23 protein-coding genes and 1 riboswitch are annotated in these 26546 nt (G+C 50.1%); of the genes, 14 read left to right on the forward strand and 9 right to left on the reverse strand.

Going from position 1 to position 26546, the window contains the following annotated elements; genetic code table 11:
* Positions 1-69 precede the first annotated feature (69 nt).
* Positions 70-657, reverse strand: coding sequence for a TetR/AcrR family transcriptional regulator (locus QP339_RS07015; protein WP_284910943.1), 588 nt, complete (start codon positions 655-657; stop codon positions 70-72).
* Positions 658-785: 128 nt separating this feature from the next.
* Here QP339_RS07015 and QP339_RS07020 point away from each other — a divergent pair, with 128 nt between their 5' ends.
* The 7 genes from QP339_RS07020 to QP339_RS07050 all read left to right on the forward strand — a co-directional run bounded on the left by QP339_RS07020 (position 786) and on the right by QP339_RS07050 (position 10136).
* Positions 786-1487, forward strand: coding sequence for an ABC transporter ATP-binding protein (locus QP339_RS07020; RefSeq protein WP_070619117.1), 702 nt, complete (start codon positions 786-788; stop codon positions 1485-1487).
* A gap of 11 nt (positions 1488-1498) precedes the next feature.
* Positions 1499-4201, forward strand: a complete 2703-nt coding sequence (locus tag QP339_RS07025; RefSeq protein WP_284910944.1) for an FtsX-like permease family protein — start codon at positions 1499-1501, stop codon at positions 4199-4201.
* 146 nt (positions 4202-4347) lie between these two features.
* Complete coding sequence (locus QP339_RS07030) at positions 4348-4827, forward strand: GNAT family N-acetyltransferase (protein ID WP_284910945.1); 480 nt, start codon at positions 4348-4350, stop codon at positions 4825-4827.
* Between the two features lie 594 nt (positions 4828-5421).
* A complete protein-coding gene (locus QP339_RS07035) occupies positions 5422-5982 on the forward strand; it encodes a hypothetical protein (protein ID WP_284910946.1) in 561 nt (186 codons plus the stop codon).
* A gap of 122 nt (positions 5983-6104) precedes the next feature.
* On the forward strand, positions 6105-7253 hold the full coding sequence (locus QP339_RS07040) for a CD0519/CD1768 family membrane protein (protein WP_284910947.1): 1149 nt from the start codon (positions 6105-6107) through the stop codon (positions 7251-7253).
* Between the two features lie 850 nt (positions 7254-8103).
* Entirely contained in the window at positions 8104-9567 is a 1464-nt protein-coding gene (gene trpE, locus QP339_RS07045) for an anthranilate synthase component I (RefSeq protein WP_284910948.1), read from the forward strand.
* The gene (locus QP339_RS07050; protein WP_284910949.1) at positions 9567-10136 is read left to right on the forward strand and encodes an anthranilate synthase component II; all 570 of its coding nucleotides are present in this window, start codon (positions 9567-9569) and stop codon (positions 10134-10136) included. Before trpE ends, QP339_RS07050 begins: the two co-directional genes overlap by 1 nt.
* Positions 10137-10818: 682 nt before the next feature.
* Here the strand turns inward: QP339_RS07050 and QP339_RS07055 are convergent.
* Complete coding sequence (locus tag QP339_RS07055) at positions 10819-11118, reverse strand: rhodanese-like domain-containing protein (RefSeq protein ID WP_070619131.1); 300 nt, start codon at positions 11116-11118, stop codon at positions 10819-10821.
* Positions 11119-11218: 100 nt separating this feature from the next.
* A complete protein-coding gene (locus QP339_RS07060) occupies positions 11219-12037 on the reverse strand; it encodes a ZIP family metal transporter (RefSeq protein ID WP_284910950.1) in 819 nt (272 codons plus the stop codon).
* 168 nt (positions 12038-12205) lie between these two features.
* Between QP339_RS07060 and QP339_RS07065 the strand changes: the two genes are divergently transcribed.
* Complete coding sequence (locus QP339_RS07065; protein ID WP_284910951.1) at positions 12206-13039, forward strand: CPBP family intramembrane glutamic endopeptidase; 834 nt, start codon at positions 12206-12208, stop codon at positions 13037-13039.
* A gap of 180 nt (positions 13040-13219) precedes the next feature.
* The gene (locus tag QP339_RS07070) at positions 13220-14230 is read left to right on the forward strand and encodes a bile acid:sodium symporter family protein (protein WP_284910952.1); all 1011 of its coding nucleotides are present in this window, start codon (positions 13220-13222) and stop codon (positions 14228-14230) included.
* Between the two features lie 540 nt (positions 14231-14770).
* Here the strand turns inward: QP339_RS07070 and QP339_RS07075 are convergent.
* The 3 genes from QP339_RS07075 to proB form a co-directional block, all read right to left on the reverse strand.
* The gene (locus QP339_RS07075) at positions 14771-15337 is read right to left on the reverse strand and encodes a hypothetical protein (RefSeq protein WP_284910953.1); all 567 of its coding nucleotides are present in this window, start codon (positions 15335-15337) and stop codon (positions 14771-14773) included.
* Positions 15338-15549: 212 nt separating this feature from the next.
* Positions 15550-16803 carry a glutamate-5-semialdehyde dehydrogenase gene (locus tag QP339_RS07080; protein WP_284910954.1) on the reverse strand — a complete coding sequence of 418 codons (1254 nt, stop codon included), beginning with the start codon at positions 16801-16803 and terminating at the stop codon, positions 15550-15552.
* A gap of 1 nt (position 16804) precedes the next feature.
* Positions 16805-17656, reverse strand: a complete 852-nt coding sequence (gene proB, locus QP339_RS07085) for a glutamate 5-kinase (RefSeq protein WP_284910955.1) — start codon at positions 17654-17656, stop codon at positions 16805-16807.
* A 111-nt stretch (positions 17657-17767) separates the two neighbouring features.
* Here proB and QP339_RS07090 point away from each other — a divergent pair, with 111 nt between their 5' ends.
* From QP339_RS07090 to QP339_RS07110, 5 genes are all read left to right on the forward strand, one after another.
* A complete protein-coding gene (locus tag QP339_RS07090; RefSeq protein ID WP_284910956.1) occupies positions 17768-18631 on the forward strand; it encodes a M15 family metallopeptidase in 864 nt (287 codons plus the stop codon).
* A gap of 85 nt (positions 18632-18716) precedes the next feature.
* Complete coding sequence (locus QP339_RS07095; RefSeq protein WP_070619148.1) at positions 18717-19268, forward strand: GNAT family N-acetyltransferase; 552 nt, start codon at positions 18717-18719, stop codon at positions 19266-19268.
* Positions 19269-19506: 238 nt separating this feature from the next.
* A complete protein-coding gene (locus QP339_RS07100) occupies positions 19507-20055 on the forward strand; it encodes a hypothetical protein (RefSeq protein WP_067972573.1) in 549 nt (182 codons plus the stop codon).
* Between the two features lie 126 nt (positions 20056-20181).
* Positions 20182-21222 (forward strand): tetratricopeptide repeat protein, encoded by a 1041-nt coding sequence (locus tag QP339_RS07105; protein ID WP_284910957.1) that lies wholly within the window; start codon positions 20182-20184, stop codon positions 21220-21222.
* A gap of 162 nt (positions 21223-21384) precedes the next feature.
* Positions 21385-22164, forward strand: coding sequence for an acetoin reductase (locus tag QP339_RS07110; protein WP_284910958.1), 780 nt, complete (start codon positions 21385-21387; stop codon positions 22162-22164).
* 959 nt (positions 22165-23123) lie between these two features.
* On the opposite strand, the gene QP339_RS07115 is transcribed toward QP339_RS07110, so the two are convergent.
* The 3 genes from QP339_RS07115 to alr all read right to left on the reverse strand — a co-directional run bounded on the left by QP339_RS07115 (position 23124) and on the right by alr (position 26463).
* Positions 23124-23951 (reverse strand): helix-turn-helix domain-containing protein, encoded by an 828-nt coding sequence (locus QP339_RS07115; protein ID WP_284910959.1) that lies wholly within the window; start codon positions 23949-23951, stop codon positions 23124-23126.
* A gap of 146 nt (positions 23952-24097) precedes the next feature.
* Entirely contained in the window at positions 24098-24994 is an 897-nt protein-coding gene (gene dapA, locus QP339_RS07120; protein WP_284910960.1) for a 4-hydroxy-tetrahydrodipicolinate synthase, read from the reverse strand.
* A gap of 117 nt (positions 24995-25111) precedes the next feature.
* A riboswitch (Lysine riboswitch) is annotated at positions 25112-25254 on the reverse strand.
* A 66-nt stretch (positions 25255-25320) separates the two neighbouring features.
* On the reverse strand, positions 25321-26463 hold the full coding sequence (alr, locus tag QP339_RS07125; protein ID WP_284910961.1) for an alanine racemase: 1143 nt from the start codon (positions 26461-26463) through the stop codon (positions 25321-25323).
* Positions 26464-26546 lie beyond the last annotated feature (83 nt).

A 26546-nucleotide genomic window follows, 5' to 3' on the forward strand; every position in this document is an offset into this window, starting at 1 on the left:
TCCAGTATAGCATCTTCCAAGCGACAATGCTGGTCCAAATAAGAGGGCTTTCTCTATCTCTTAACTAGGCTAAGAAATCAGCTGATAAGGTGGGATACGTTTGGCCTGGTCAATGAACTGGGCGATATCTTCGGGGCTTTCCTGGCCCCCGCGTTGGATCCAGAGCCTGATGATGCTAACGACACTAGATAGAAGGACCTCCTTGGCATAGGGAAGGGGGAGGTCTTTAGGGGGAAAGTTAAGCCGGTCGCTCGCCTCCACTTTGGCGCTAATTAAGCGGCTGAGGATGTCCTTAACTTTAATCATAAAATGGGGATCACCCTGGGGGCTAGCCAGGGCTTGGACCAGGGTGAACTGGCTCTCGACATATTGGAGGGCTTCCAGGATGGCAGCGTAAGGGATCAGGCTGAGCGCGTCCACTTCCTGGCCTTGCTGATATTCTTCTTTAAAGAAAATTGCCTCAAGTTCGTCCATAATTTCTTCTTCTAGCTGGTCCATCAGGTTATACTTGTCTACATAGTGCAGGTAGAAGGTGCCACGGTTAATGCCGGAGCGGCGGGCAAGATCGCTAACCGTGAGACTGTCGAAGCCAACTTCATGGATTAGTTCGATAAAGGCGACCTTGATTTTATCTTTACTTGCGGTCTGTCTTTTCATGCCTACTTATCCTTTCTTTGCTTAAATCAACAGATTGTTGATATTGATGATTGTTTTCTATTCACTCTTATTTTATACTGGCTGGGTAGTTAAATCAACACGTTGTTTATATAAAGGAGAGAGTAAGATTGGCTTATATTGAAATGGTAAAAAGTTCCAAGTTTTATGAGATGGGAGATAACCGCATTGTGGCCAATGACCAGGTGTCCTTTGAAGTTGAAAAAGGAGAGCTAGCCATCATTCTAGGCGCATCAGGTGCGGGTAAATCGACGGTCTTGAATATCTTGGCCGGTATGGACAGCAATGATGAGGGCCAGATCCTGGTCGATGGCCAGGATATCTCAAATTATAGTTCCCAGGCCTTGACCCAGTACCGACGGGAGGCGATTGGTTTTGTCTTCCAATTTTATAACTTAGTTCCTAATTTGACGGCCTTAGAGAATGTGGAATTAGCCACCGAAATTGTTAAGGATGCCTTAGATCCGGTTGAAACCCTTCAGTCAGTCGGCTTGGATGAGCGGATGGGAAACTTTCCTTCCCAGCTTTCAGGTGGGGAGCAGCAGCGGGTGTCAATTGCTCGTGCGCTTGCTAAGCGGCCTAAGCTCTTACTCTGTGACGAACCAACGGGAGCTTTGGACTATCAAACAGGCAAGCAGGTCCTGCAAATTCTTCAAGACAAGTGTCGAAAAGAGGGGACGACCGTTATTATTGTCACCCATAATGCGGCTCTGGCTCCGATGGCCGACCGGGTGATCCGGATGCGGGACGCTAGGGTCGAGACGGTTGAGCTAAACGATAAGCCCGCAGATATTGCAGCAATTGAATGGTAGGGGGTGACAAGATGCCTACATTATGGAAGGAAATCTGGCGGTCCATTCGCCAGTCCAAAGCTCGTTTTATTTCAATCTTCATGTTGATGCTGATTGGTTCATTTGCTTTAGTTGGCTTGAAGGTAACGGGGCCTAATATGCGGCAGACCGGGCGGGATTATTTTGCAGCTGCGAATACGGCTGATCTGACGGTGATGGGGTCATTGGGCCTCAACCAGGAGGACTTGGACCAGCTTGCAAGCCTAGATGGCCTTCAAGAAGTTGAAGCAGGCTATTTGAAAGATGTTACACTCAAAGGGGATAAGGAGAGTTTGCGTCTTTTTTCAAAGACAGAGAACTTGTCCCAAGCGGAGCTTCTAGAAGGTCGCTTACCTGAAACAGCGGATGAAATTGCCCTCGATGGCTCTTATCGTGGGGACTATCAAATTGGCGACCAGATTCAAATTGAGGAGCCAGAGAACCCGCTTGGGCAGAAAGTGCTCAAGGGGGACAGCTATACTCTGACAGGTTTCGTCTATTCTAGTGAAATCCTCTCTGACATTAACCGCGGGCCCTCTACGGCTGGCACAGGTGCGCTCAAGGGCTATGGAGTTTTAGCCGAAGAGGCCTTTGACTCCGAGCTTTATATGTTGGCCCGGATGACTTTTGAAGATTTAGAAGGCTTAGATCCTTACGGCCAAGCTTATACGGACAAAATCCAAGCCCATAAGGACCAGGTGGCAGAGGTCTTGGCAGACCGGCCCGAAGAGCGTCTAGCGGCGATTCAAGATCAAGGCCACAAGCAGCTCCAAGCGGCTGACCAAAGCATCCAAGCGGCTCAAAAGAAGCTGGACCAGGAAAGCCAACGCTTAGACCAAGCCAAGCAAGACTTAGACCGGGCCCGTCTAGCCCAGATGCCTATCGGAGCCGACCAAGAAAAGGCCCTGAAAGAGGGAGAGGAGAAGGTCAAAGCCGGTCAAGCTGAAATCGACCAAAAGACCAAGGAAATGGCAGAGTCTAAAGAAAGGCTGGACCAATTAGATCTCCCCAGCTACATGATCAATAGCCGCCGTGAGATACCCGGTGGCGAGGGCTACCGGATTTATGGCTCGGTCTCCCATATTGTGGATGCTTTGGCCAATATTTTCCCCATCTTTCTTTATTTTGTAGCTGCCTTGTTGACCTTAAACACCATGACACGTTTTGTTGATGAAGAGCGGGTTAAATCAGGGACCTTGAAAGCCTTGGGTTACGGCAGGCGCGATATTGTGAAGAAGTTTGTGGTCTATGGTTTCTTGTCCAGCTTCTTGGGCTCTGTGCTAGGGATTGGCCTGGGCCATATCCTCTTACCCCTGATTGCTTACAATGCCTATAGCACAGGCTTTACCCTGCCTCGGATCCAGTTGCATTTCTACTGGCCCATTTCCTTACTGGCCCTCGCCCTGGCCCTTCTCTGTGCAGTCTTACCTGCCTACATCGTAGCCCGCCGAGCCTTAAAGGAAAAGCCTGCCCAGCTCCTCATGCCCAAGGCGCCCAAAGCGGGGGGCAAGATTTTCTTGGAGCATTTTCCTGGTATCTGGAATCGTCTGGGCTTTATGCAAAAGATTACGGCCCGCAACATCTTCCGCTACAAGCAGCGGATGCTGATGACGATTTTTGGGGTAGCTGGGGCGGTGGCCTGCCTCTTCGCGGGTCTAGCTGTCCAAGATTCGATTAGGGGGATTAACGACCGCCAGTTCAACGATTTGATCCACTATCAGATGATTGTGGCTGAAGCGGACCAGGCGTCAGACGATGACCGGCAAGCGATAGCCGACCTTCTAGCAGGGGGCGGGGTGTCCAGCCATGACCGCATCCACTATGAACAATTGACCAAGACGGCAGGATCTGCCCAAGACCAACAAGCCATCCACTTGATCGTCCCAGAAAACCCTGCCCACTTCCACCGCTATGTCAACTTAGTCAACCGAGAAACAGGGCAAGGCCTGAGCCTGGAAGAGGATGGGGTCATCATTTCAGAGCGCCTGGCTCAATTGTTGGACGTTGGGCCAGGTGATGTGCTGACCTTAGAAGATGCCGATCACAAGACCTATGAAATGAAGGTGACCGGGATTACAGAAATGTACATGGGCCACTTTGTCTTCACCAACCAAGCCGGCTATGCGAATATCTTTGGCAAAGATTGCCAAACTAATGCCCAGCTTGTCAACCTAAAGGACACAAGTCAAGAAAATACAGAAAACTATGCGGCTGACTTTATGGCTATCGATGGAGTCAAAGGGATCGTGCAGAATACCAGCCTTCAGAATCAGATTCGAACCATTGTGAATTCCCTTGATAAGATTATGATGGTCTTGATCCTAGTGGCTGGCCTTCTAGCTGCGGTCATTCTCTATAATCTGACCACCATCAATGTGTCGGAAAGAATGCGAGAATTATCGACCATCAAGGTGCTTGGCTTCTATGACAGGGAAGTCACTCTCTATATCTACCGTGAGACTATTATCCTGACCTTGTTTGGTATTGTCTTTGGCTTCGGCATTGGCGAGTGGCTCCACCGCTACATCATCCATATGTTGCCCCCAGCCGATGTGATGTTTAATCCGGCGCTCACTAGTCGGCCTTTCCTCATACCAAGTCTGCTAGTTGCTGGGATCAGTCTGCTTTTAGCCCTAGTCATTAACCAGCGCCTCAAACAGGTGGACATGCTAGAAGCGCTGAGCTCCGTTGAATAAAAAGCTAAAACTTGAATCAAAATCCAAGGATCAATCAAAAGAGCCTTGGATTTTTTTGGTGGCAGGGTAAAGTTCAAAATCCCCCTAGGCAAAGGGAAACTTGTCCTCTATAATAAATGAGTAAAAGATGAGAAAGAGGTAAGAAATTGGAACTGTTAGCTTATCAAGATGAAGATATTTCGCAAATGACGGCTATCTGGAATGATGTTCTCGAAGATGGTTTGGCCTTTCCAGGGACGGAGCTTTATAGCGAGGGAGATTTCACTGACTACCTGAGCCATAAGTCGGCGGCGACTTGTTTGAAGGAAGGGGACAGGGTGGCTGGTTTCTACACCCTCCAACCCAACAATATCGGCCGCTGCGGGCATGTGGTTAACGCCTCATATTGTATGAACAAGGCCTTCCGCGGGCGGGGGCTTTTCTCCAGCCTGGTGGAAGCTTCGCTGGAAGAAGCCAAGACCCTGGGCTTTAGAGGCATGCAGTACAATGCGGTGGTGGCTATCAACTATGCTGCTATTAAGGTTTATACCCAGCAGGGCTTTCAAATTATTGGCACCATTCCCAAGGGCTTCCTACTGAAGAATAGCACTTATTGTAATATCTATATCATGTATCGGGACCTATAAGTAGGGCACGTGGTGATAAACAAATAGAATTATTTAAGCGATAGTAGTTGAGATGTAATCTTAATTTTGAGCAGGAGTGTAGCTTTGAAGTTGGTCCTTAGCTATGAAAAGCAAGTCACAGGGTGAGAGGTCTGGCGGTTAGCTTTCGTTCACTGGAGCAAGTCGCCAGAGCAGTCTCACAGACTGCGGCGGAGACTTGTGAAGTGATACGAAAGTTGCCAGACCGAACCCGACTAGATGTGAATTAGGGATAGTAGGCGTCAGCCGTACTAGCCAAAATCTGCTCCAAAAGTCAGCTCTGACTCCACTTCACAAAGGCTAGTCGAGCCTCTGACAAGGCTCTTCTATCCTTTGCTCCAGTGGTTCAGAGCTTAACGACTTCTGTCGCACTCTAACTTTGAAGCTTGCTAGGTGAGAGACCTCGGCTCGAGCCGGTGCGGCTTTAGCCGTAGGAACAAAGTGACGTACGGATAAAGTACAAAACGGCGAAAGCCGTTCTTGATCCTCTAAAATTCAAGGAGCAACTTCAAAAGCGGAACGGATGCTCACTCAGTCAATTTGATTAAGAACAAAAAATATATGAAAGGTGATTCCATGTCTCTAAGTCAGAATAAAAAGTCTATCCAACGCCTAACCCTAACTGCTCTCTTGACCGCCTTGGCGATTCTTATCCCCATGGTCATGCCTATCAAAGTGGTTCTCGGCCCAGCTTCTTACACCCTGGCCAGCCACCTGCCCATTGTCTTGGCCATCTTCATGGGGCCCGCTCCAGCCGCCTTTGTTGCCCTAGCTTCTGGTATCGGCTTCTTCTTGGCCGGTTTCCCCTTTGTGATTGGCTTGCGCGGCCTCAGCCACGTCTTCTTCGCTACTTTTGGGGCCTACTACTTCCAAAAGCACCCCAGCGTGGTAGACAAATTGACTACACGAACAGCTTTCTCCTTCGTGCTGGCTTTTATCCATGCCTTAGCTGAGGTGGTCGTTGTCTATTTGGTAACTGGGATAGGGACCGACAATTCAGCTGCCGGTTACTTTACCACCCTCTTTGTCTTTGTTGGCTTGGGCGGGATTATCCACGGCATGGTGGACTTTGAGTTAGCTTATCAAACCGCTCGCGCCTTGAACAAGGCCAAGGTGGTTTCCTTCTTTAAGAACTAGTCGCTAAAGGTTAAGGAAGAGGCGCCTCAATACTTGTGGCGTCTTTTTCTTATCTCTAGAGCGGGGATTTTGTGCTATAATGGGAAAAGTTTTATGTGACGATTTAGCTGGTAAGGAGTGGAATGGTGAAACGTTATCGATATAAAAAGGCGATCGGCCTAGAGCCGGTTCTCTTTGTGCTTGTTTTCTTTGGGATATTTGGGGCGATTGGCTGGCGGATGGGTGTGGTCAATATGTTATCGACGATTATGGCGACGGCTTATGACCTGCTCATGAATACCTGCTTTTTCTTGATGGCCATTTCGGTGGTGACGGGAGCCCTGTCCTCGCTCTTTTCGGAATTTGGTTTCGTGGCTTTAATCGACAAGCTTTTGTCGCGCTTAATTGGCCCGATCTATGACATGCCGGGGGCTTCGTCTTTGGGTGTGCTCAACTGTTATATGTCAGATAATCCAGCCGTTCTAACCTTGGCCAAGGAGGATAATTTCAAACGTTATTTCAAAAAATACCAATTGCCGGCTCTAACGAATATTGGGACCTCCTTTGGGATGGGCTTGATTGTGACGGCAACGGTCCTGGCGATCCCGCTCGAAGGCTCAGCGACAGCCGCTCTGATTGGGAACCTAGGAGCCGTTGTCGGCAGCTTAGTCAGTGTCCGCCTCATGCTCCACTTCACTAAGAAGGCTTATGGGACGGAAGACTATGTGGAGATCGACCACGAAGAAGACCTGCCAGAAGGATTCCGGGTGGTCCGGGCAGGGGGCGTGGGATCGCGCGCCCTCTCCGCTCTCTTGGATGGGGGTAAGAATGGGGTAGAAATGGGTATGGCCATTATTCCGGGCGTGGTCGTGGTCTGCACCATGGTTATGTTACTCACCCACGGCCCAGGACCAGATGGCATCTATACCGGTGAGATCGGCCAGGGGGTTCCTTTCTTACCCTGGATTGGGGAAAAATTATCCTTTATCCTGACTCCTATCTTTGGCTTCTCTAATCCTGAGGCTATCTCGGTACCAATTACCGCCCTGGGTGCAGCGGGAGCGGCTGTGGGTTTGGCTGCCAAGCTGGTGGAATCGGGCCTGGCTAACGGCAATGACCTGGCTGTCTTTACCGCCATGTGCATGTGCTGGTCGGGCTACCTGTCGACCCATATTGCCATGATGGATGCCCTGGATACCCAGGAGATGACGGGTTATGCCCTCTTCAGCCATACGATCGGTGGTTTAGTGGCGGGCGCAGCTGCTCACTTTATTTATGTTTTGGTGGTATGACAGGGTGTGAGTAAAGGCGTTTAGAAAGGGATGACTGGAGGCAAAGAGGATAAGAGCGGCTTTAGCCGGTCGTTCCACTTTGCTGAAGTCACTCCCTTTCTGCCTTTGCGAACCCGACTATGAACTGTGCTAGTGAGCATGCGTTCCGTCTTGAAAGTGATCGTTAGAGAGCCATGGCACCGGCTCGAGCCTTGGTCTCTCGCCTAGCAAGCTTCAAAGGGCTAGTACGGCTAGCGCCTACTATCCCTAATTCACATTGCTTGCTTTTCATGGCTAACGATCACTTTCAAGCTCCACTTCTGCTCACAAGGAGATTGTTAAGTAACCTTAGTCAAATTTTAAAGTGAGCAGTGCTGAAGAATAAAAAGGCGAGATCAGTACAAGTAGCTGTGTCAGTGAGCGCGCATTACGCTTTGGCATGTAGTCTCTGACGACCTAGCAGTGATATGAATTTTCGGCCGGTCCTGATCTGGGGCCGGTTTTTGTATTTTTATTATTGACAGGTAATATCTAGCGTGCTAGACTAGTGGCAATTAAACCGATGAAGCGGAGATAACGGCAACGATGCCTGCGCAGAGAGCCCGGGGAGATGAGAGCCGGACCAGAAACAAGTTGTCAAATGGACTGCAGAGGGCGCAATGAAAGGCTGAGGCCGAGTAGCCTGCGACGTGAGGTTGGCGTGACGAACCGGGGATATGTTGGTATCCTAGCCAAGTGTGCGCGCAAGCGTAAATTCAAGGTGGCACCGCGGATTATTTACTCAAAGTAACGATTCGTCCTTGACAGATGTGTAATTCTGTCAAGGACTTTTTTTCTTGGCAGGCGGTTTTAAGAATTTGGAGGAAAGATTATGCCCTTAAACCTAAGCCTGGAGGAGGTCCAAGCCTTCGCCCAAGATACGGACTATACCATTGTGCCCCTGGCGCGTGAGATTCTATCGGACTTTATTACTCCCATCGAAGCCATGCGGATCCTGAAGCAGGCCTCGACTCACTGCTACATGCTGGAGTCAGCCCAGGCCAATGAGACCTGGGGCCGTTATAGCTTCCTCGGCTATGAGCCTAAGCTTGAAGTGACCTGTAAGGATGGCCGTTTAGAAATGGGGGACCAAGTCTATGAAACGGAAGACCCAGCGGCCTACATCCGCCAATTACTGGCTGACTACCGGAGCCCGCGCTTGGACAACTTTCCAACTTTTACGGGAGGTCTGGTGGGTTACTTCGCCTACGACTACTTCAACTATGTGGAGCCTTCAGCCAAGCGTCCGGTTGCGGACCACGAGAACTTCAAGGACCTGGACCTGATGCTTTTCGACCAGGTGATTGCCTTTGATCACTTGAAACAAAAAATTATTCTGATAGCTAATGTCAAGCTGGATGATGTGGCGACTAACTATGCCAAGGCTGTGGAAGCTCTGAATGCTATGGAGGACCTTCTTCGTCAGGGTGATAAGGTCCAGGAAGAAGCAGGTCGGATCCAGGGCCCTGTGACCCCTTACTTCAACCAGGAGGAATTCTGTGACATTGTTGAGCGTGCCAAGACTTATATCCGGGAAGGGGACATCTTCCAGATTGTCCTCTCCAATTATCTATCCGCGCCTTTCTCGGGCAGCCTCTTCAACACCTACCGGCTCTTGCGGACGGTGAATCCCTCGCCTTATATGTTCTATTTCTCAGGAACGGATGTGGAATTAGCGGGAGCTTCGCCGGAAACCTTGGTCAAGCTAAAAGAAGGCCGGCTCCACACCTTCCCACTGGCGGGAACGCGGCCCCGAGGCAAGACGGTAGAAGAAGACCAGGCCTTAGAAAAGGACCTGCTCTCCGACAGTAAGGAATTGGCTGAACACAATATGTTAGTGGATTTGGGCCGCAATGACTTAGGCCGGGTCAGTGAGATTGGCAGTGTGGAAGTAGAAAAACTCCATGCCATCGAACGCTTCTCCCATGTCATGCATATTGGGTCGGTGGTCGGCAGCCAGCTGCGGTCAGACTGCGACGCCCTGGATGCCATTGCCTCCGTCCTCCCAGCTGGTACCCTATCGGGAGCGCCTAAGATCCGGGCCTGCCAGTTGATTGCGGAATTGGAGGGAAGCAAGCGCGGGGTATACGGCGGCGCCATTGGTTACATTGATTTTACCGGCAATATGGAAACCTGCATCGGCATCCGCCTGATCTATGCCAAGAATGGCAAGGTCTTTGTCCGCAGTGGGGCAGGGATTGTCGCTGACTCCCAAGCGGCAAAAGAATACCAAGAGTGCCTCAACAAGGCCAAAGCGTCCCTAAGTGCCCTAGAACTCGCCCAGGAGGTGGACTAATGATTTTAATGATTGATAACTATGATAGTTTCTCCTATAACCTCTACCAGGAACTGGGGGAATTGGATCCAGACATCCAGGTGGTCCGCAATGATGAGCTGAGCCTGGAAGAGATTGAAGCCCTGGCGCCGGACGCCATTGTGATTTCGCCTGGTCCCGGCCGACCTGAAGATGCGGGGGTTATTGTCGACCTAGTTCGCCAGCTTGGTCCCAAGATTCCAACCTTGGGGGTCTGCCTAGGCCACCAAGCCATCTGCCAGGCTTTTGGTGGGGTAGTGACCTATGCTGACCGGATGATGCACGGCAAGCAGTCGGAGATTCAGGTCGACACCGACAGCCAGCTCTTCCAAGGCTGCCCTGAACGTTTCCCAGTTGCTCGCTACCATTCTTTGGTCGCAGAAACCAAGAGCCTGCCAGCCTGCCTCAAGGTCACCGGCCAGACCGACCAGGCTGAAATCATGGCCCTAGAACACCAGGACTATCCCATCTACGGCGTCCAATTCCACCCCGAATCCATCATGACCCCAGAAGGCCGCCAGATCCTGGCTAACTTCCTTGGCAAAAAATAAGAGCGTGTGACAAAAGTCGTTTAGAACTGAATCACTGGAATAAAGGCTAGGTGAACATTACTAAAAGTTCGGATAGCCTTTATGAAGTGGATGTCAGGACTGACTTTTGGAACAGGTTTCCAGGAAGAGCAAAGTTTTGATGAGCATCCGTTCTGCCTTGATTTTGCTGATTAATTCGCATATAGTTTTTGGTTAGTATGATTTGATAAAAGGGAAAGCGACTATTTTAATCGGTTAGCAAACGATTGGAAATATGCGTTTTAATAACAGTTTTGATTCTGAGCAGGAGTGGAGCGTTGAAGTTGGTCCTTAGCCGTGACTAAGCAAGCTTCAGGGTGCGAAGGCTAGCGGGAGAAATAGAGCTCTGGAGCCAAAAGACAGAGAAGACTGCAAGTCTTCGGCGGCTTTTGGTGAAGAGGAGCTATTTCTGCTAGCCTGAACCCGACTAGATGTGAATTACGGCTAGGTGAGAGACCTTGGCCCGAACCGGTGCTGCTTTAGCCGTAGGAGCAAAGCGACTTACGGATAAAGTACAAAACGGCGTCAGACGTTCTTGACCCTCCATAATTCAAGGACCAAATTCAACAGCGCAACGCATGCTCACTAGCACAGTCTATTAGAAAATCAAAAAAAGGCACCGTATCATTTTCCGATACGGTGCCTTTTAGTCAAATCATTAAACTTATTTTTCTAATTCGCCTGGGTAATCAGGGGTACCTTTTTCAACGTTAACGGCATTGAAACCATTCTTTTCTAGGATTTCAGTGCCTTTTTTGGACCCTTTGCCGTCATGGCAGATGACATAGTAGACTTGGTCCTTGTCTAAGTCATCTAAGTGGTCTTCGATCTGAGAGAGAGGGAAGTGAACGGCGCCTGGTACGTGGCCTTCTTCGTATAATTCGCGTGGGCGAACATCCAGGATGTTAACGGGTTCGTCTGCTTTTACAATGTCGTAAAATTCTTCAATCGTTACTTGGTTCATAATATCTACCTCCTATAGCTTAATCATAACAGAATGCCGCTGAGATACAAATCATTTGCTCAAAGCGTTTACAAGTCGGTTAGTTCCTGTCAAAAGCTGCCTATCCCAAGGCAACGTCGAGGACCATCATAACCGCAAAACCAGCAATCAGAGCCAGGGTAGCCAGGTCTTCATTGCCATTGCTTTGGGATTCAGGAATGAGCTCTTCCACGCAGACGAAGATCATGGCGCCCGCCGCAAAGGCTAGAGCGTAGGGGAGAATAACAGTCATCTGGGTAACCAACCAAGCTCCCAGGATCGCCCCAACAATCTCGACCAGGGCAGAGGCTTGGCCCAGGTTAAAGGCCCGCCAGCGGCTATTCCCATTAGCGCGGATCGGCATGGCCAAGGCAGAGCCTTCAGGGAAGTTCTGCAGGGCAATCCCCAGGGTTAAGGAAATAGCGCTAGCCATACTGGCATTAGCGAGACCAGACCCGACTGCCCCGTAGGCTACGCCAACTGAGAGTCCTTCCGGAATATTATGGATGGTGATGGCTAGGAAGAGGAGGAAGGTGGAGGAAAGTTGGGTCGGCACCCCTTCTGCTTCAGACCGGGTCTTATCCATGTGCATGTGGGGGATAATCTTGTCCAGTAGGCTGAGGAAGAGGCCCCCTGCCACAAATCCCACCAGGGCCGGAAAGAAGGCCCACTTGCCATAGCCGCCAGCTTCGGCGTATTCAATGGAAGGCGCGAGCAGGGACCAGAAGCTAGCTGCGATCATGACCCCGGCCGCAAAACCGTTCATGGCGTCCAATAATTTACGGTTAATTTCCCCCATGAAGAATACCAAGGAAGAGCCGAGCGCGGTAAAGAACCAGGTCACAATACCGGCCAGGCCAGCTTGGACGACGGGGTGTAAGTTGAGAAAGAAATCAAACATAAAAATCTCCTTACTACAATAATTTATCTAATCAATAGTCAGTATAACGCAAATAATTAGGATTACCTAATCATAAGCTATCCCTGTCCTAAAAGCTCTTGTCTTGGTCTGGCTTTTGTGCTAAACTTTTCCGATGAAATTCACTTCATAGAGAAGCGAGGTAATCTAATGAAAAATAAGTCTTTAAGCCGTGCCCTGGTCTACAGTGGGGTCGCTTTCCTGTTGATGATCCTAGCCCAAGTCTTGGCGACCCTTATGACGAATTTAATATCGGATGAAGGGCTGGCTAGCCTGGTCAACCCCTTGCTCGATCTTTTGATCTTTGCAGGAATCTTTAAAGTCTACCAAATAAAGGTTCTGAAAATGGGGGATAGGGAATTAGGGCTGGCGCCGCGGTCTGTGTCTATTTCGACTGCTCTTCTTGCCCTGGCTCTGCCTGTCATCCTAGTCTTGGGAACGGTCTTAGGCTTAGACGGCCAAGTCCAATCGGGGGAAGTGTCTCTCTATAGTTTGGCCTACTTAGTCTTAGCGGATGGCTTGAATGGAGCAGTCCAAGAAGAATTGGTCTTCCGGGCTATCGCCTTGAAGCTCCTGGGGCGGGCAAGGTCGGTTTACTGGGGGATCTTCCTACCAGCCGGCCTCTTTGGTCTCATGCATCTCTTGAACAAGCCCCTGGATGGTCCCTCCCAGGTCATCCTAGTCCTGGCTGGGTTCCTTGCCAGCTTGCTCTTCTCCCTTGTTGCCTATGTGGAGGGCAATGTCTGGTCCAGTATGGCCTTCCATGTGGCCCTGAATGGCTTGTCTTCGGTGCTTTACTTTGTCGATCCGGCCCTAGAAGAGGGCGGGATCAGCCTGGCTCCAGCTTATTATTACTACCAGGGCGGACCGCTCTTCTTCACTGGCGGGGGCTACAGCATCCTCAGTTCCGGTTGGGCCTGCTGCCTCTATGCCTTACTGATTATCTTCTATTACAAACGCGGACAGGCCCGAGGCAAATTCTAGGCCTTAGTCTTAAATTGCCAGTTGTCTAGTTTAGCTAGGTAGCTGGCTTTTTGTCTTTTAAAGTAAATGACAGAATATTCCGTAAAGGGCTTGAAAAATATGGAGAGAAGGTATAGACTAGGTGAAAAATGATAAATTAATGAGATAATGATGATAAATAGAAGAAAGGAAGTTTTATTGATGGGATTTTTTGCTCGTATCAATGGGTATTTTAACCGGTATTTGGCGATCATTGTCCTGGTTGTCGGTTTGGGTGCTCTGCTGGCTCCCCAGGCCTTTATCTGGGCGTCTTCTTATACCTCAATTTTTCTGAGCTTGGTGATGTTTACCATGGGCTTGACCATGAAGCCCCACGACTTCTCCGAGGTCTTTAAGCACCCTCTCCAGGTCTTACTGGTGGCAGTGGTCCAATTCGGCTTCATGCCTGCTTCTGCCTATGTGGTGGCTAAGCTCTTCAACCTGCCCCAAGAGATGGCTCTGGGCCTGATCTTCGTTGGCTGTGCCCCAGGTGGTACCTCGTCCAATGTGATTACCTTCTTGGCTAATGGGAATGTGGCCTTATCGGTGTCCGCGACCTCGGTGTCGACTTTGCTGTCGCCCTTTATGACACCCTTGCTCCTAGCCGCTTACGGAGGTGCCTACATTGATATCGCCTTTTGGCCCATGTTCCTTTCCATTGTTAAAATCGTTCTCTTACCGATTGTGATTGGGATTGCCATTAATTACTTTGCGGGCGCCCGCTTGAATGGAGTCCAAGACTTCTTGCCGAGCTTATCTTCCTTGGCAGTTCTCTTGGTTTTGGCAGGATCTGTAGCCATTAATGCAGACACCTTGAAGGCGACTGGCTGGGTCATTGTGGCAGCTGTCTTAATCCACAATATCAGTGGCTATATGGCCGGCTACCTGGTCTGCAAATTCCGCCACTACGACATCCCATCCACCCGGGCCATTGCCATTGAAATCGGCATGCAGAACGGGGGCTTAGCTTCGACTCTGGCCCTCCAACACTTCAATCCTAATGTCGCTCTGGCTGGGGCAGCTACAACCGTCCTCCACACCTTAGTGGGTACTCTTTACGCCAGCGCCTGCCAGCGCAAGGACCAGAAAGCACCGGTACCAGATGCAGAATTTTATAAGGATAAAGAGGAAGCAGCAGAAGAGGGACAGGTCTTAGCAGAAGAAAAGATTTAGCGTCTTTAATAAATGGCGCTATGAGCATCCGTTCCGCTTCGAGTTTGATCGTTAAAAAGCCATGGCACCAGCTCGAGCCTCGGTCTCTCGCCTAACGAGACTCAAACGGAGAGTAAGGCTTGCGCCAACTCTCCCTAATTCGCTTCGTTTGCTTATTCATGGCTAACGATCAAACTCGAGCTCCACTCTTGCTCATCAATAAATGGCTAAATAGATTCTTCTTAAACTTTAATTATATAGAAAAATAGGAGGCCCTATCAATCACCGCTTGGTCATTGATAGGACCTCCTTTTGCAATAGAGATTGGAAATTTTATTTCAAATTCTTTTTAAGTAAGAGAGTTGAAGACTAGTAAAGGACTTACGATTTTTCTAGCTTAATTAATAAGTAGAAACAGAGAAGAACAAGCAAAATTTTTAAAATTCTGAGGGAGGTTTCCGATATAAAGACTGCGTTTGCACTCCCTGGGCTACTGAGGAAGACTAAGACGCCCATTATAATCGCTGTATAGATATTTTTCTTTTTTTTCTTACTCATTTTTTACACCCATTGATAACCAGTAGCAAACCATTGAGCTCCATTTGCAGTTCGTTGTAGGACTAAAGAAACTTGTAAAGGCCTTGTAGCATCAACCTGACTTATTATTACATTAGCAATCTGAGGTGCTAATTTCCAACCGCCAGGTAGTTTTGCGGCTAGTATTAATGAACCAGCCCCTACACCAATATTTTTAACTTTATTGACAACCTCTGGTGATAGGGTAACAGTAGTTTGATCCAGTATACTTCCAGATCTAAAACTTGTTGTCACAGGCTGGATTGTATTGAGTTCATTAGGATCATAGTTCGGATCATTTATTGGTTCTTCAAGGTCGTAACCAAGCTCTTTCGCAGTTTCGAAAAATTCATGGTTTGTAAAACTGTAATACTCAGTTATTTTTTGACCTTCGGATACATGCTGAGTGATAGAATCGTTTGGCTGAACGGTTGTTGCTTGTACTCCCGTTACTGCAATTGGTGAAAGTAAAAAGGCAACGGCACTTGAGAGTAATAGTTTCTGTTTAAATATATAACTGCTCCTTTCAGTTGCTATTAGTTCCTTACACATTCAATATAACAAGCATAAAAAGCGCTTTCAAGAATTTTGGTTAATTTATATTTAATTTAATCAAAATATAATGTTCAGATTTCCTATTCGATTGAAAAAAATTAACGGCAAAAACCTCAGTAAAGTGGACTCTCGTCATTAAAATAACAGTAAAAAGGCATGGCTTGAGAAGAATTCAAGTGATGCCTTTTTGAATGCTATAAACTGACATGCTATTCCCGGATCTGCCCCTGACCCTGGATCAGGTACTTGTAGGAGGTCAGGGCCTTGAGTCCCATGGGGCCGCGGGCGTGGAGTTTCTGGGTGGAGATGCCGATCTCGCCGCCAAAGCCGAAGACGCCGCCGTCGGAGAAACGAGAGGAGGCGTTGACATAGACACAAGCCGCGTCGATATCGTTCATGAAGTCTTGGGCCACTTGGTAGTCCTTTGTGGCAATGACTTCGGAGTGCTTGCTGGAGTAGGTCTGGATATGGTCGATAGCCTCCTGGTAGGAGTCGACGATCTTAACAGCAATATCGTAGTCCAGGTATTCTTCCGCATAGTCCTTCTCTTCGGCTGGAATGGCATCCTTGACCAGGCTACAGGTGCGTTGGTCACCGTGGAGGCGGATCCCGTTTTGCTCAATTAGGAGACGGGCCTGGTCCAGGAAGTCCTTGGCAATTTCCTGGTCGAGGATTAAAGTTTCCAGGGCATTGCAGACAGACACGCGCTGGGCCTTGCCGTTGATGAAGAGTTGGACGGCTTCATCTAAGTCGGCAGACTGGTGGACGTAGAGGTGGCAGTTGCCCACACCGGTTTCAATGGTGGGGATGGTGGCGTTTTGGACCACGCTCTGGATCAAGTTGGCGCTCCCCCGGGGGATCAGGCAGTCGATATAGCGGTCCAGCTGCATGAAGGCTGTGGCCAAGGCTCGGTCTGGGTCATCGATGTATTGGATGGCGTCCTGGGGCAGGTCAACGTCAGCGAGTCCCGCTTGGAGGGCCGACACGATGGCTAGGTTGGATTGGAGGGTTTCCTTACCTCCGCGCAGGATGACGCTGTTCCCCGTCTTAAAGCAGAGACTTGCGGCGTCGGCGGTGACATTAGGCCGGGACTCGTAGATAATGCCGATCACGCCGAGGGGGACGCGTTTTTGGACGATGTCTAGGCCCTGGGGGGTGGTCCAGCCGGTGATAACTTCGTGGATGGGGTCGGGCTGGCGAGCCACATCTTCCAGGCCGAGCGCCATGGCTTCCACCCGGTCTTCGGTCAGGGTCATGCGTTCGATAAAGCTGTCGGGCCGGCCTTGGTCCCGGGTCCTGGCGATATCTTGGGCATTGGCTTTGAGGATGGCTGCCTGCTTTTGGCGGAGTTGGTCTGCCATGGCTAAGAGGGCGGCTTCTTTACTTTGGCTGCTGGCCTGGCCAAGTTGGCGGGCAGCGGTCTGGGCTTTCTGGCCCATGACTTCAAGGTCTTTGATGTCCATTTTATTTTTCCTCCTTTTGGGATGATTGGCGGGCGGAGACCAGGCTACCAATATCTTCTCCTGCTAAAAGATTGAAGATATCGGCGGGTTCCTGGCTGCCCATGATGACCATGCTCCGGCCCTGGTCCAAGACCAACTTGCCGGCTTTGAGTTTGGTGGTCATGCCACCGGTTGAGAAGCTGGATCCCTTGCCGCCAGCTTGGTCTAAGTTGTCTTGGCTGATGCCTTCCAGCCGGCTGATTCTTTGGGCTTGGGGGTCGGAGTGGGGGTCAGCGGTATAGAAGCCATCGACATCCGTAAGTAGGACTAAGAGGTCGGCTTCAACAATATTAGTAACCAGAGCAGATAGGGTGTCATTGTCCCCGAAGCGGGTCTGGTGGTCCAGTTCGTCGACAGCGACTGCGTCATTTTCATTGATGACGGGGATAACTTTTTGAGCTAGGAGAACTTCCAGGCTGTTCCGGCAGTTCTTCAGGCTTTCCGGATAGTCCATGACGTCCCGGGTTAAGAGGATCTGGGCCACATCCTGGTTGTAATAAGCAAAGAAGCGGCTGTAGATACTCATCAGGGTGACTTGACCCAAGGCAGCCAGGGCTTGTTGTTCGGGGATGGCTTGGGGGCGCTGGGCGATCCCTTGTTGGACACAGCCGACCCCGATGGCACCTGAGCTGACGAGAACAACTTCCTTGCCGGCTTGGCGGAGGCTAGCCAGGGTGAAGGCGAGCCGGTCGATGCGCGGGTAGTCGATCGTGTTTTGGTCTGTTAATAGGGAATTGGTTCCGATTTTGAATACTAGGCGTTGGGCATGGGCTAGGTCTTGGCGCTCCATATCTTCATCGCTCCGTTCTCTCATAATTTCTTCATTATTGTACCATAGTTTGCCTAGCCTTGCCTGGTTTAAAAAGCTTTCGACTGGGACTAAAGACTGTTATAATAGGAAGTAAGACTTAAGGAGGCGGGTGCGATGACAGGAGAGGGCTTTAAACGTGTGAGACAGATGGTCTATATGATCCTCTTAGCCGGAATGGTAGTGGTTTTGGGACTTGTGGACCGGTCGTCTGCTTTTGAGAGTCAGGCCAAGCTGACCAACCAAGTGCCTACCTTGAAAGCGAATGAACGCCCCAGCCAGGGTAAGCTCCAGGTAGCGGGCGCTGACCAATTGGAGGCTAGGTTCGGAGGCCAATTAGACCAAGTCCTTGCTGAGATGCCTGACTCTATCGACCCCAAGGACTGGCGCTTGATCCTTGTCAACCGCCAGGCGCTCCTAGATAAGGAACCGGATTTTGAAGCTGCCCAGACGCCAGAAGGTCAAGTCTATGACCAGCGCCTCCAAGGGGACCTGGAAGCCCTCATGGCCGATGCCCAAGCGGCGGGCTATGACCTGCGCACCATCTCGGCCTTCCGCTCCATCGAATCCCAGGCCTACAACCGCCAGCACCAATATGAGACCTATCTCAACCAGGGCAAGTCCAGGGAAGAAGCCGAGCGGATGACGGATGCCTACATCGCACCGGAGCGGGCAACGGAACATGCGACGGGTCTGGCCTTCGACTGGTTGAGCCAGGCTTGGCTGGACCAGGGTGGAGGCCTCGATGACAGCTTCGTTGAGGATCCAGCGGCCAAGTGGTTGGCCGATAATGCCCATAAGTATGGCTTCATTTTGCGCTATCTCAAGGATCGCGAAGCCATTACGGGTTATGAATTTGAACCCTGGCACTACCGCTATGTCGGCAGAGAACACGCCGCCTTTATCCAGCGATATGGGTTGACCCTAGAAGAATACTTGCAACTGGCCCGCTACCGGGACCAAGTTAAGTCAGGATCTTAGGCCAAATGTTTGGAACTTATGTTATAATAAGCCGTGACAATGAATATTTAGGCTTCGACTGAGCCGGAATCGGGGAAAAACTTGTATGAATCACAAAGGAACAAAGACCATTGAGACACAGAACTTGCTCTTACGCAAGTTTGATGTGTCTGATTATGAACAGATGTATCAGAATTGGGCAGGGGATAGCCAGCTGACCCAGTACGCCAGTTGGGGTGTCCATGAGTCCAAGCGTACCACCAAGAAGCTCTTGGAACACTGGCAGCCCAAGCGCACTAACGATAAAATCTACCGCTGGGGGGTGGAAGACAAAGCTAGTCAGGCCCTTATTGGTGAAATCCACGTGAAACGGATCGTTAAAAAGATTGCGACCTGTGAACTGGAATTTCTCTTCGCCCAGTCGGACCAGCGCACCGAATTGGGGGCGGAAGCGGTCCGGACAGTTACCCACTTCCTCTTCGACGCTGTTCAAGCGGAACGGGTCCAAGTAGGAATTGACGTGGAGGACCAGGCCAACCAAGCCATCTTAGAAGCCTGCGACTACCAGGAAGAAGGCGTCCAGAAACGCGGCTTAGCCAACAACCGCGGGATCGTTGACCGGCGCTGGTTTGCGGTCGTCAAAGCGAATAAAGACTAAAAAGGGCCCCAGCAGGCCTCTTTTTTATGGGAAGTGTAGTCCTCTAAAGGCCAATTTCAAAAGCGGAAGGGATGCTCACTCGCACAATTAGTCACTTGCTGTGAATACGGGTTGGCCATCCAATGTACTTTTGATCAAATAAATAAACTAGCGCTTTTGGCGGTTATTCCTTGCAGAGTCTGTTATAATAAGACTGTTAGCGTTTCAATAGCTTGACTAGGAGGGTGGAGGCGAGACCATGCGTTTGGATGAATTATATACCCGTTTGAATCATTTGGCTTTCATTGAGAATTATTATGTGACGACCAAGGAGTGGGAGGGCGAGAGTTTTCGTGTCTTGAAGATTTATGATGATGACAGTAAGCTAGCGGAGGTCAACTTGGACCAGCCCTATATGCTGCGGACGAGCTTCCAGGGCTTCAATAACCGACAAATCTTAGAAAAACAGGCTCTCTTAAAGCTCTTAGTGGACTTCACCATGACACCAGTTGACCAGCGCCAGTCTGACCTCTATTACGCTTATTATTACGACCTCTCGAATATTACACACTTCATCAAGCGCCTGGCCAATAATCGCTTGGCCGATGACATGATTCCCATGGCTTATTTCCGGACCCTATCCGATGACGAGAAGCAAAAATACCTCTTTAATTCGGCAGAATTTGATGACTTTCCAACGGACTATAAGCCCCGCTTTACCCCAGACTCTTTTGTCAAAGTGATGTCTCTGGAAGAGATGGAGGAATCTTTGGAGGAACGCTTTCCTGCTGGGCCCTTGGATGATTAATCAAGAGTGATCGGTAAAAGGCATCACTGACCCTATGCCCAGCCTTGAACTTTGACCAAGGGCCGATTACAATAATTACTGGTGTCTTTGACCGGTAATCATTATTCCGAATTAAGGGGAAATATTATGAATCAAGATCAAGAACATTTACTAAAAGAAATTGAACAATTACTTGTGGGCAATTATAGCCAGGCCATTAGCGAAGTGGGCCAAAAATTGGTGGAAAATATTGTCCTGATCCGTAACGAAGAATTCCTTTCGAAATTAGAGGACCTGCTCTATGAAGCTTATCCTGAAGAGACCTTGAAGAATCGCAAGCGTTATGATGACTCGGACAAGCACTCCGACAATATCTTAATGGCTAAGATCGACGAGATGTTAGCGGCGGGTGAGGTGACAGAGGCGCGCTTTGCCATGGAAGACTTCATCCGTAGCCTAGATTCTGACTTTGACCAGTACAATCCTAAACCTGGCCAGCGTCACTTGAGTATCTTTGACTTGGTGGGGCGTTTTGAATTCTTGCTCCACGAAGAAGCGGGCATGCAGCTCTTGCCGACCCACCGCGACTTCAGCAAGATCTACCAGACCTATGCCAAGGTCCTGCTCCAGGCTAATGAGCGCAAGGAAGCGGCGGACGCCTACCAACAGGCCCTGCTCTGGCATCCTTACCAAGTGGCGATGATCTATGACTTGGCGGCTCTCTACCTGGATATGGACCAGTACGGCATGGCCTATGCTATGATCCTAAAAGGCCTGAAGTATTCAATCGAACGGTCAGCCTTGGCCCGAGGTTATGCCTGCTTAGCGAAATTCTACGCCGGCAAGGGGGACTTAGAAGCTGCCCTGAACTTTGCTAAGATTAGCCTGCGTTGGAAGGAGAATGAGGGCGCGACCGACCTGCTCGAATCGCTCAAGGAAGAGGGCCTGGAAGTTGAAGAGCCCTCGACCAATAAGGAAGTGGCACAGATCCTCCAAGACTACAAGTTGGACCAATTCCCTTCCGATGCCGCCCTCTGCAAGTTGGTCAACATGGCCCAAGCAGCAGTAGAACTGGGCAATATGAAGACAGCCCGCTTCTACTTTAAGCTCTACCAGTCCCTAACCCAGGACCAGGAAGTCGCTGCCGATGCTGTGATCGCCAACCTACAACGTCAATTAAATATGTAGAAATTGAAGAGCCTCCAAGGACATTGACTTGTCTTTGGAGGCTTTTTTGTTTTGGGAGGGGAATCTGTTTCGCTTTTGAATTTGGGTCGAGGGCTTTGAGTTTTATTTCGGTTCCGAAATTGTTATACTTAAGCTAAGTCAAGAAAAGGAGGAATTTATTTTATGTCAGAGAAGAAAGTGGCAGTGATTACAGGTGGGGCCCAGGGCTTAGGCAAGGCTATCGCCCAGCAATTAGCGGCGGATGGCTTTGACCTGGTCTTAGCGGACATCGACCGAGAGACCTTAGAAGCTACCCAGAAAGAATTTGCAGACCAAGGCATCGAGGCAGCTATTAAGGAAGCGGATGTCAGCAAGCTCCAAGATCAGAAGGACCTGACGGCTTATGCGGTGGACCAATTTGGCCGTTTAGATGTTTTTGTTAATAATGCCGGGATTGAAGGGCGAGTGGCACCGCTGATCGATCTGGAAGAGGAAGATCTGGGGGCGCTCTTCGATATCAATATTAAGGGGACCATCTACGGGATCCAAGCCGCAGCCAAGCAGATGAAGGAACTCGGCATTAAAGGTAAGATTATCAATGCCTCCAGTATTGCGGGACGCGAAGGTTTTGAAATGCTCAGTGCCTACTCAGCGACTAAATTCGCGGTGAGTGGCCTGACCCAGACCGCAGCCAAGGAATTAGCAGATGATGGAATTACCGTCAATGCTTATGCGCCAGGGATCGCTGGCACCGGCATGTGGGACCGCCTAGATGAAAAATTCGCGGAACTGACTGGCGCTGAAAGAGGGGAGACCTTCAAGGAACAGGTGGCCAATATTGCGCTCGGCCGCACCCAAGAACCAGAAGATGTGGCTAATTTAGTCTCCTTCCTCGCCTCAGAAAAAGCGGACTATATTACCGGTCAAATCATTGTGACCGATGGCGGCATGGTCTTCCAATAAGATTGACTTAAAGAAAGATAGAAAGGCCTATCTCCCGACCTTGAATGGCGGGAGATAGGTCTTTTTGTATCTTATATGGAGTTGGAGGGTAGGCTTAGGGTGACGGCGACTTGCGAATGGAGGTCTTGTTTGCGAGTAGGGTGGCGTTGACTTTCGAATGGGGGTCTTGTTTGCGAGTAGGGTAGTGTTGACTTTCGAATGGGGGTCTTGTTAGCAAGTCGGGCAGCGGCAACTTGCGAACCGAGCTCTTATTAGCAAGTAGGACCGCTGCTGGCAAGATCCTCTGGCTTAGTATAATGAAAAAAGCTAGCGAGGCGCTAGCTTTTATATTTATCTTATTAAAAATTGTTTTTGGGGATAGTTTGAATGCCGGGTGTTGTCAATCCACATTGGGGGGCCTCTAGTGTGGCTTGGCTGATGGCAATCCACACTCAGAGCTTTTGCTTGTGGATTGATCTGTTTGTACAGGGACTTGCTCACACCCTTAGTCGGGTTCAGGCTAGCAGAAATAGCTCCTCTTCACCAAAATCCGTCGAAGGGTTTCAGCCTTCTCTGGCTTTTGGCTCCAGAGGTCTATTTCTCCCGCTAGCCTTCACACCCTTTAGTCGGGTTCGAGGATGCAGAAATAGCTTCTCTTCACAAAGATCCGTCGAAGACTTGCAGTCTTCTCTGGCTCTTTGCTCCAGAGGTCCCTTTCTCCCGCATCCTCTCGCACCCTTCTAGTTGGGTTCGCAAAGGCAGAAAGGGAGTGACTTCAGCAAAAGAGACCGACCGGCCGAAGCCGCTCTTGTCTCTTTTGCCTCCAGTCATCCCTTTCTAAACGCCTTTGCTCACACCCTTTCTAGTCGGGTTCGGGCGCGCAGCTTCCTTGTCACTTCACATAAAGCCGTCGAAGGTTTTCAACCTTCTCTGGCTTTATGCTCCAGTGAAAGGAAGCTACCCGCGCGCCCTCACACCCTTTATTTCGCGTCGTGTGGTCTGTAATGGTAGTGTTTGATGAAGGAGCGGTAGAAGTTGCTGTAGTCTTTGAAGCCGGCGTTTTTCCAGGAGTGGCTGATGGATTGGCCTTTTTTGATGCAGTCGTGGGCGTAGCTGAGGCGCTTGGTGATGAGGTATTGGTAGAGGGTGTCGTGGTAGTATTTTTGGAAGATACGGTTGACGGTTGAAGTCGAGATATTGAAGCGTTTGGCGGTGTCTTGGAGGGTGATGGGTTCGTTGAAGTGGTCGTCGACGTATTGCTTGATGTCGCTGGCCAGTTGGTCGCGCTTGGTATGTTCGTGGAGCAGGGGGTCGTTGGGCGACTGGTAGATTTGGCAGGTTTCGAGGAAGAGTAGGCTAGCCAGGTGGAAGATAATCTTCTGCTGGTAGAGGGTAGCTTTTTCCGCTTGAACTTGTTTGAGCTGGCCGAAGAGGTCGAGGAAGACTTGCCAGTTATTTTCGCTCACGGGGAGGATGCGCAGTTGACTGAAGACCTGGATGAGGTCAGTGGTGTCGATGAAGGTATGGTTGATCTCATCGAGATAGTTGTCCCCAATGGAGAGGACATAGCCATAGAATTGAGGGGAAGCGTAGTGTTGGCCTGCCTCGAGTTTGAGGTCAATGCTTGAAGGAATGACGATGATTTGCTTGGGCTCGACTTCAAGTGACTGCTGGTTGACGGTGATCCGCAGCGCCTTAGTGACAAAAACGAGCTCATGGCGGTGGAAGGAAGAGCGGTTATATTGGTCGATGAAGTCTTCATCCATCGCGGTTGCTTTAATTCGAAAGGGGACTTGTCGGTCGGTCATTAGTTTAAGCCTCCAATTGTTGTATATGATAGATACTATTTTATACTAAAACCGATTTTATTCAAGTTAGTGAAGTTAAAAATAAGCAGCTAAAATCACTCCATTCCAAGCAAAAAGCCAGCTGGAAAAGCTGGCTGAAAGTCATACTATTTGTTTAAAAGGCCGAGTTCATCCATTTGTTCTTTTAATTTATTCACAGTTTCTGCTTGGGGTTGGCCCAAGGGGAGACGGGTTGGTTCGACTTCGAAGCCCTGGATAGCTAGGGCTGCTTTGACGGGGATGGGGTTGGGTTCGCAGAAGAGGGTGTCGATTAGAGGTTTGAACTTGGCTTGGAGCTCGCGGGCCTTGGCGAAGTCGCCGTCGAGGGCGGCGTGGATCATGTCGTGGACTTCTTTAGGGGCGATATTGGCCAGAACAGAGATCACGCCTTGACCGCCCAGGCTCATCAGGGGTACAGCGGTATCATCGTTGCCTGAGTACACGTCTACCTGGTCGCCGCAGTAGTGGAGGTTGTCAACGGCGTGGTTGAAGTTACCGGTCGCATCTTTGAGGCCGACAATATTTTCAAAGTCATCGATGAGGCGACGGAGGGTTTGCGGCGCAATGCCCATGCCGGTCCGACCTGGCACATCGTATAAGATGATAGGTATATTTACTGCCTTGGCGATGGCAGCGAAGTGTTGGTAGAGGCCTTCTTGGTTGGTTTTGAGATAATAGGGCGTAACAGAGAGCAAGGCGTCAGCACCAGCTGCTTCACATTCCTTGGAGAGGTTGACTCCGTGGCGGGTGTCGTTAGAACCAGCGCCGGCAATGACAGGGACGCGCTGGTCGACAACTTCTACACAGTAACGGATGAGATCAATCTGTTCCTCATCGGTTTGGTTGCTGGCTTCGCCGGTTGTTCCGGCCACAATGATGGCGTCGGTTCCTGCTTCGATTTGGCGTTCAACGAGTTGGCGGAAGACCTCATAGTTAATTTCACGCGCTTCTGTATCCTGGTAGGGGGTAACAATGGCCACCCCAGATCCTCTATAAATAGACATTTGATTTCCTCCTTAATGGTTAAACAGCTTAGTAAAATAGAAAAAGCTAAGATTCAGGAATCTTAGCTTACTTGGGTATGCCTATACAAAGTCAGCGTGTATGGTTCACGGGCCCAAGTAGGATAAGTCCTCCAAAATAAGAATGGGCTTCTCATTTGACAGTGACAGCCTTGTTCAGTACTGCCCCCAGCAAGCAAGCTTGCTTCGGCGCTGACCCCTTTCGTTTCCTAATGATGGTGAGCGCGGCCTCTATATCTCTACTTTTCTATTGCTATTAATCTAACATAGCCACTATTAATAGTCAAGGATAAAACGGTTAAAGGACTTTAATCTTGGTAGTCCCGGGGTAGGCGCTGGCTTAAGAGGCAGAAGGTCTCATAGGCGATGGTGCCGGCATGAGCGGCGACGTCCTCAGCCCGGATGACCTGGCCCTGGTTTTCACCGATGAGGGTGACCTTGGTGCCGATGGGGTAGGCTTGGTCGAGGCGGACCATGCACTGGTCCATGCAGACCCGGCCAACGATAGGGCAGGCCTGGCCTTGGACGAGGACTTCGAGTCCTGAATAGGCTCTCAGCCAGCCGTCCGCATAGCCGATAGGGAGGGTGGCAATCCATTCATCCTGGCTAGCGGTGTAGGTGGCCCCGTAGCCGACTGTTTCGCCAGCATGCATCTGTTTGACATGGGCAATTTCTGTCTCCAAGCTGAGGGCAGGCTCCAAGGTATAGGGGAGGTCTTCTGCCCCGTTCGACGGATTGGCGCCGTAGAGGGCAATTCCCAAACGTACCATGTCCAGGGTCTCATCCGGATACCAGAGGGCCATGGCACTGTTGGATTGGTGGAAGAGAGGAGCTTGGGGGAGCTGGCTACAATCGATGGCCTGGCGGATGTCTTGGAAGGCTTGGGCTTGGGTGGCCTGCTTGCTTTTGCCTTGGGGGTCCTGGCTATCTGCCGTCGCAAAATGGGTGAAGATGCCCTTGAGCGTGAAGGCCTTGGGATGAGCGGCAATCCAGTCGATGGCAGCCTGTAAGCTCTGACTATCGAGGAAGCCAATCCGTCCCATGCCGGAATCAACAGCTAAGTGGATCTCTAGGGCAGGGTAAGTGCAAGCTTCGAGTTCTTCCGTCACCGCTTCTAGCCAGTCTATCCGGCTGACCGTCACGGCGATCTGGGCCTGGGCCATTTCCAGGGCATCGGAAGCTGGGATCACCCCTAAGACCATGATATCGTTTTGGATGCCGGCCTGGCGGAGTTCGAGGGCTTCATCGGTTAGGGCCACACAGAAACCATCGGCACCGGCCTCTTCCAAGGCCTGGCTGACGGCCTTAGCTCCGTGTCCATAAGCATCTGCCTTGACCGTGGCATAGACCAGCTTGCCTGGGGCTAGGGATTGCTTAATCCCTCGGTAGTTCTGTATAATAGCATCTAGGGAAATCTTAGCGCGGCTAGCGCGGCGATAAGCAGTAACCATTGGATGTGATTCACTTCTTTCTATTCATTGGTCAAATAAGAGACTTACTCTTATTTTAGCATTGCCCATGAGAAAATATGATT

The sequence above is a fragment of the Aerococcus sp. UMB7834 genome, assembly GCF_030215145.1.
In the GTDB taxonomy this organism is placed as follows: Bacteria; Bacillota; Bacilli; order Lactobacillales; family Aerococcaceae; genus Aerococcus.

Bases quoted from the DNA above. Each gene is read 5' to 3' on its own strand.
- QP339_RS07040 (WP_284910947.1), top strand. From the start codon at position 6,105: ATGGTGAAACGTTATCGATATAAAAAGGCGATCGGCCTAGAGCCGGTT.
- QP339_RS07105 (WP_284910957.1), top strand. From the start codon at position 20,182: ATGAATCAAGATCAAGAACATTTACTAAAAGAAATTGAACAATTACTT.
- QP339_RS07080 (WP_284910954.1), bottom strand. From the start codon at position 16,803: ATGGACATCAAAGACCTTGAAGTCATGGGCCAGAAAGCCCAGACCGCT.
- proB (WP_284910955.1), bottom strand. From the start codon at position 17,656: ATGAGAGAACGGAGCGATGAAGATATGGAGCGCCAAGACCTAGCCCAT.
- QP339_RS07090 (WP_284910956.1), top strand. From the start codon at position 17,768: ATGACAGGAGAGGGCTTTAAACGTGTGAGACAGATGGTCTATATGATC.
- QP339_RS07035 (WP_284910946.1), top strand. From the start codon at position 5,422: ATGTCTCTAAGTCAGAATAAAAAGTCTATCCAACGCCTAACCCTAACT.
- QP339_RS07095 (WP_070619148.1), top strand. From the start codon at position 18,717: ATGAATCACAAAGGAACAAAGACCATTGAGACACAGAACTTGCTCTTA.
- QP339_RS07110 (WP_284910958.1), top strand. From the start codon at position 21,385: ATGTCAGAGAAGAAAGTGGCAGTGATTACAGGTGGGGCCCAGGGCTTA.
- QP339_RS07100 (WP_067972573.1), top strand. From the start codon at position 19,507: ATGCGTTTGGATGAATTATATACCCGTTTGAATCATTTGGCTTTCATT.
- dapA (WP_284910960.1), bottom strand. From the start codon at position 24,994: ATGTCTATTTATAGAGGATCTGGGGTGGCCATTGTTACCCCCTACCAG.
- QP339_RS07055 (WP_070619131.1), bottom strand. From the start codon at position 11,118: ATGAACCAAGTAACGATTGAAGAATTTTACGACATTGTAAAAGCAGAC.
- QP339_RS07050 (WP_284910949.1), top strand. From the start codon at position 9,567: ATGATTTTAATGATTGATAACTATGATAGTTTCTCCTATAACCTCTAC.
- QP339_RS07015 (WP_284910943.1), bottom strand. From the start codon at position 657: ATGAAAAGACAGACCGCAAGTAAAGATAAAATCAAGGTCGCCTTTATC.
- QP339_RS07115 (WP_284910959.1), bottom strand. From the start codon at position 23,951: ATGACCGACCGACAAGTCCCCTTTCGAATTAAAGCAACCGCGATGGAT.
- QP339_RS07025 (WP_284910944.1), top strand. From the start codon at position 1,499: ATGCCTACATTATGGAAGGAAATCTGGCGGTCCATTCGCCAGTCCAAA.
- QP339_RS07065 (WP_284910951.1), top strand. From the start codon at position 12,206: ATGAAAAATAAGTCTTTAAGCCGTGCCCTGGTCTACAGTGGGGTCGCT.
- trpE (WP_284910948.1), top strand. From the start codon at position 8,104: ATGCCCTTAAACCTAAGCCTGGAGGAGGTCCAAGCCTTCGCCCAAGAT.
- QP339_RS07075 (WP_284910953.1), bottom strand. From the start codon at position 15,337: ATGTGTAAGGAACTAATAGCAACTGAAAGGAGCAGTTATATATTTAAA.
- QP339_RS07070 (WP_284910952.1), top strand. From the start codon at position 13,220: ATGGGATTTTTTGCTCGTATCAATGGGTATTTTAACCGGTATTTGGCG.
- QP339_RS07060 (WP_284910950.1), bottom strand. From the start codon at position 12,037: ATGTTTGATTTCTTTCTCAACTTACACCCCGTCGTCCAAGCTGGCCTG.
- alr (WP_284910961.1), bottom strand. From the start codon at position 26,463: ATGGTTACTGCTTATCGCCGCGCTAGCCGCGCTAAGATTTCCCTAGAT.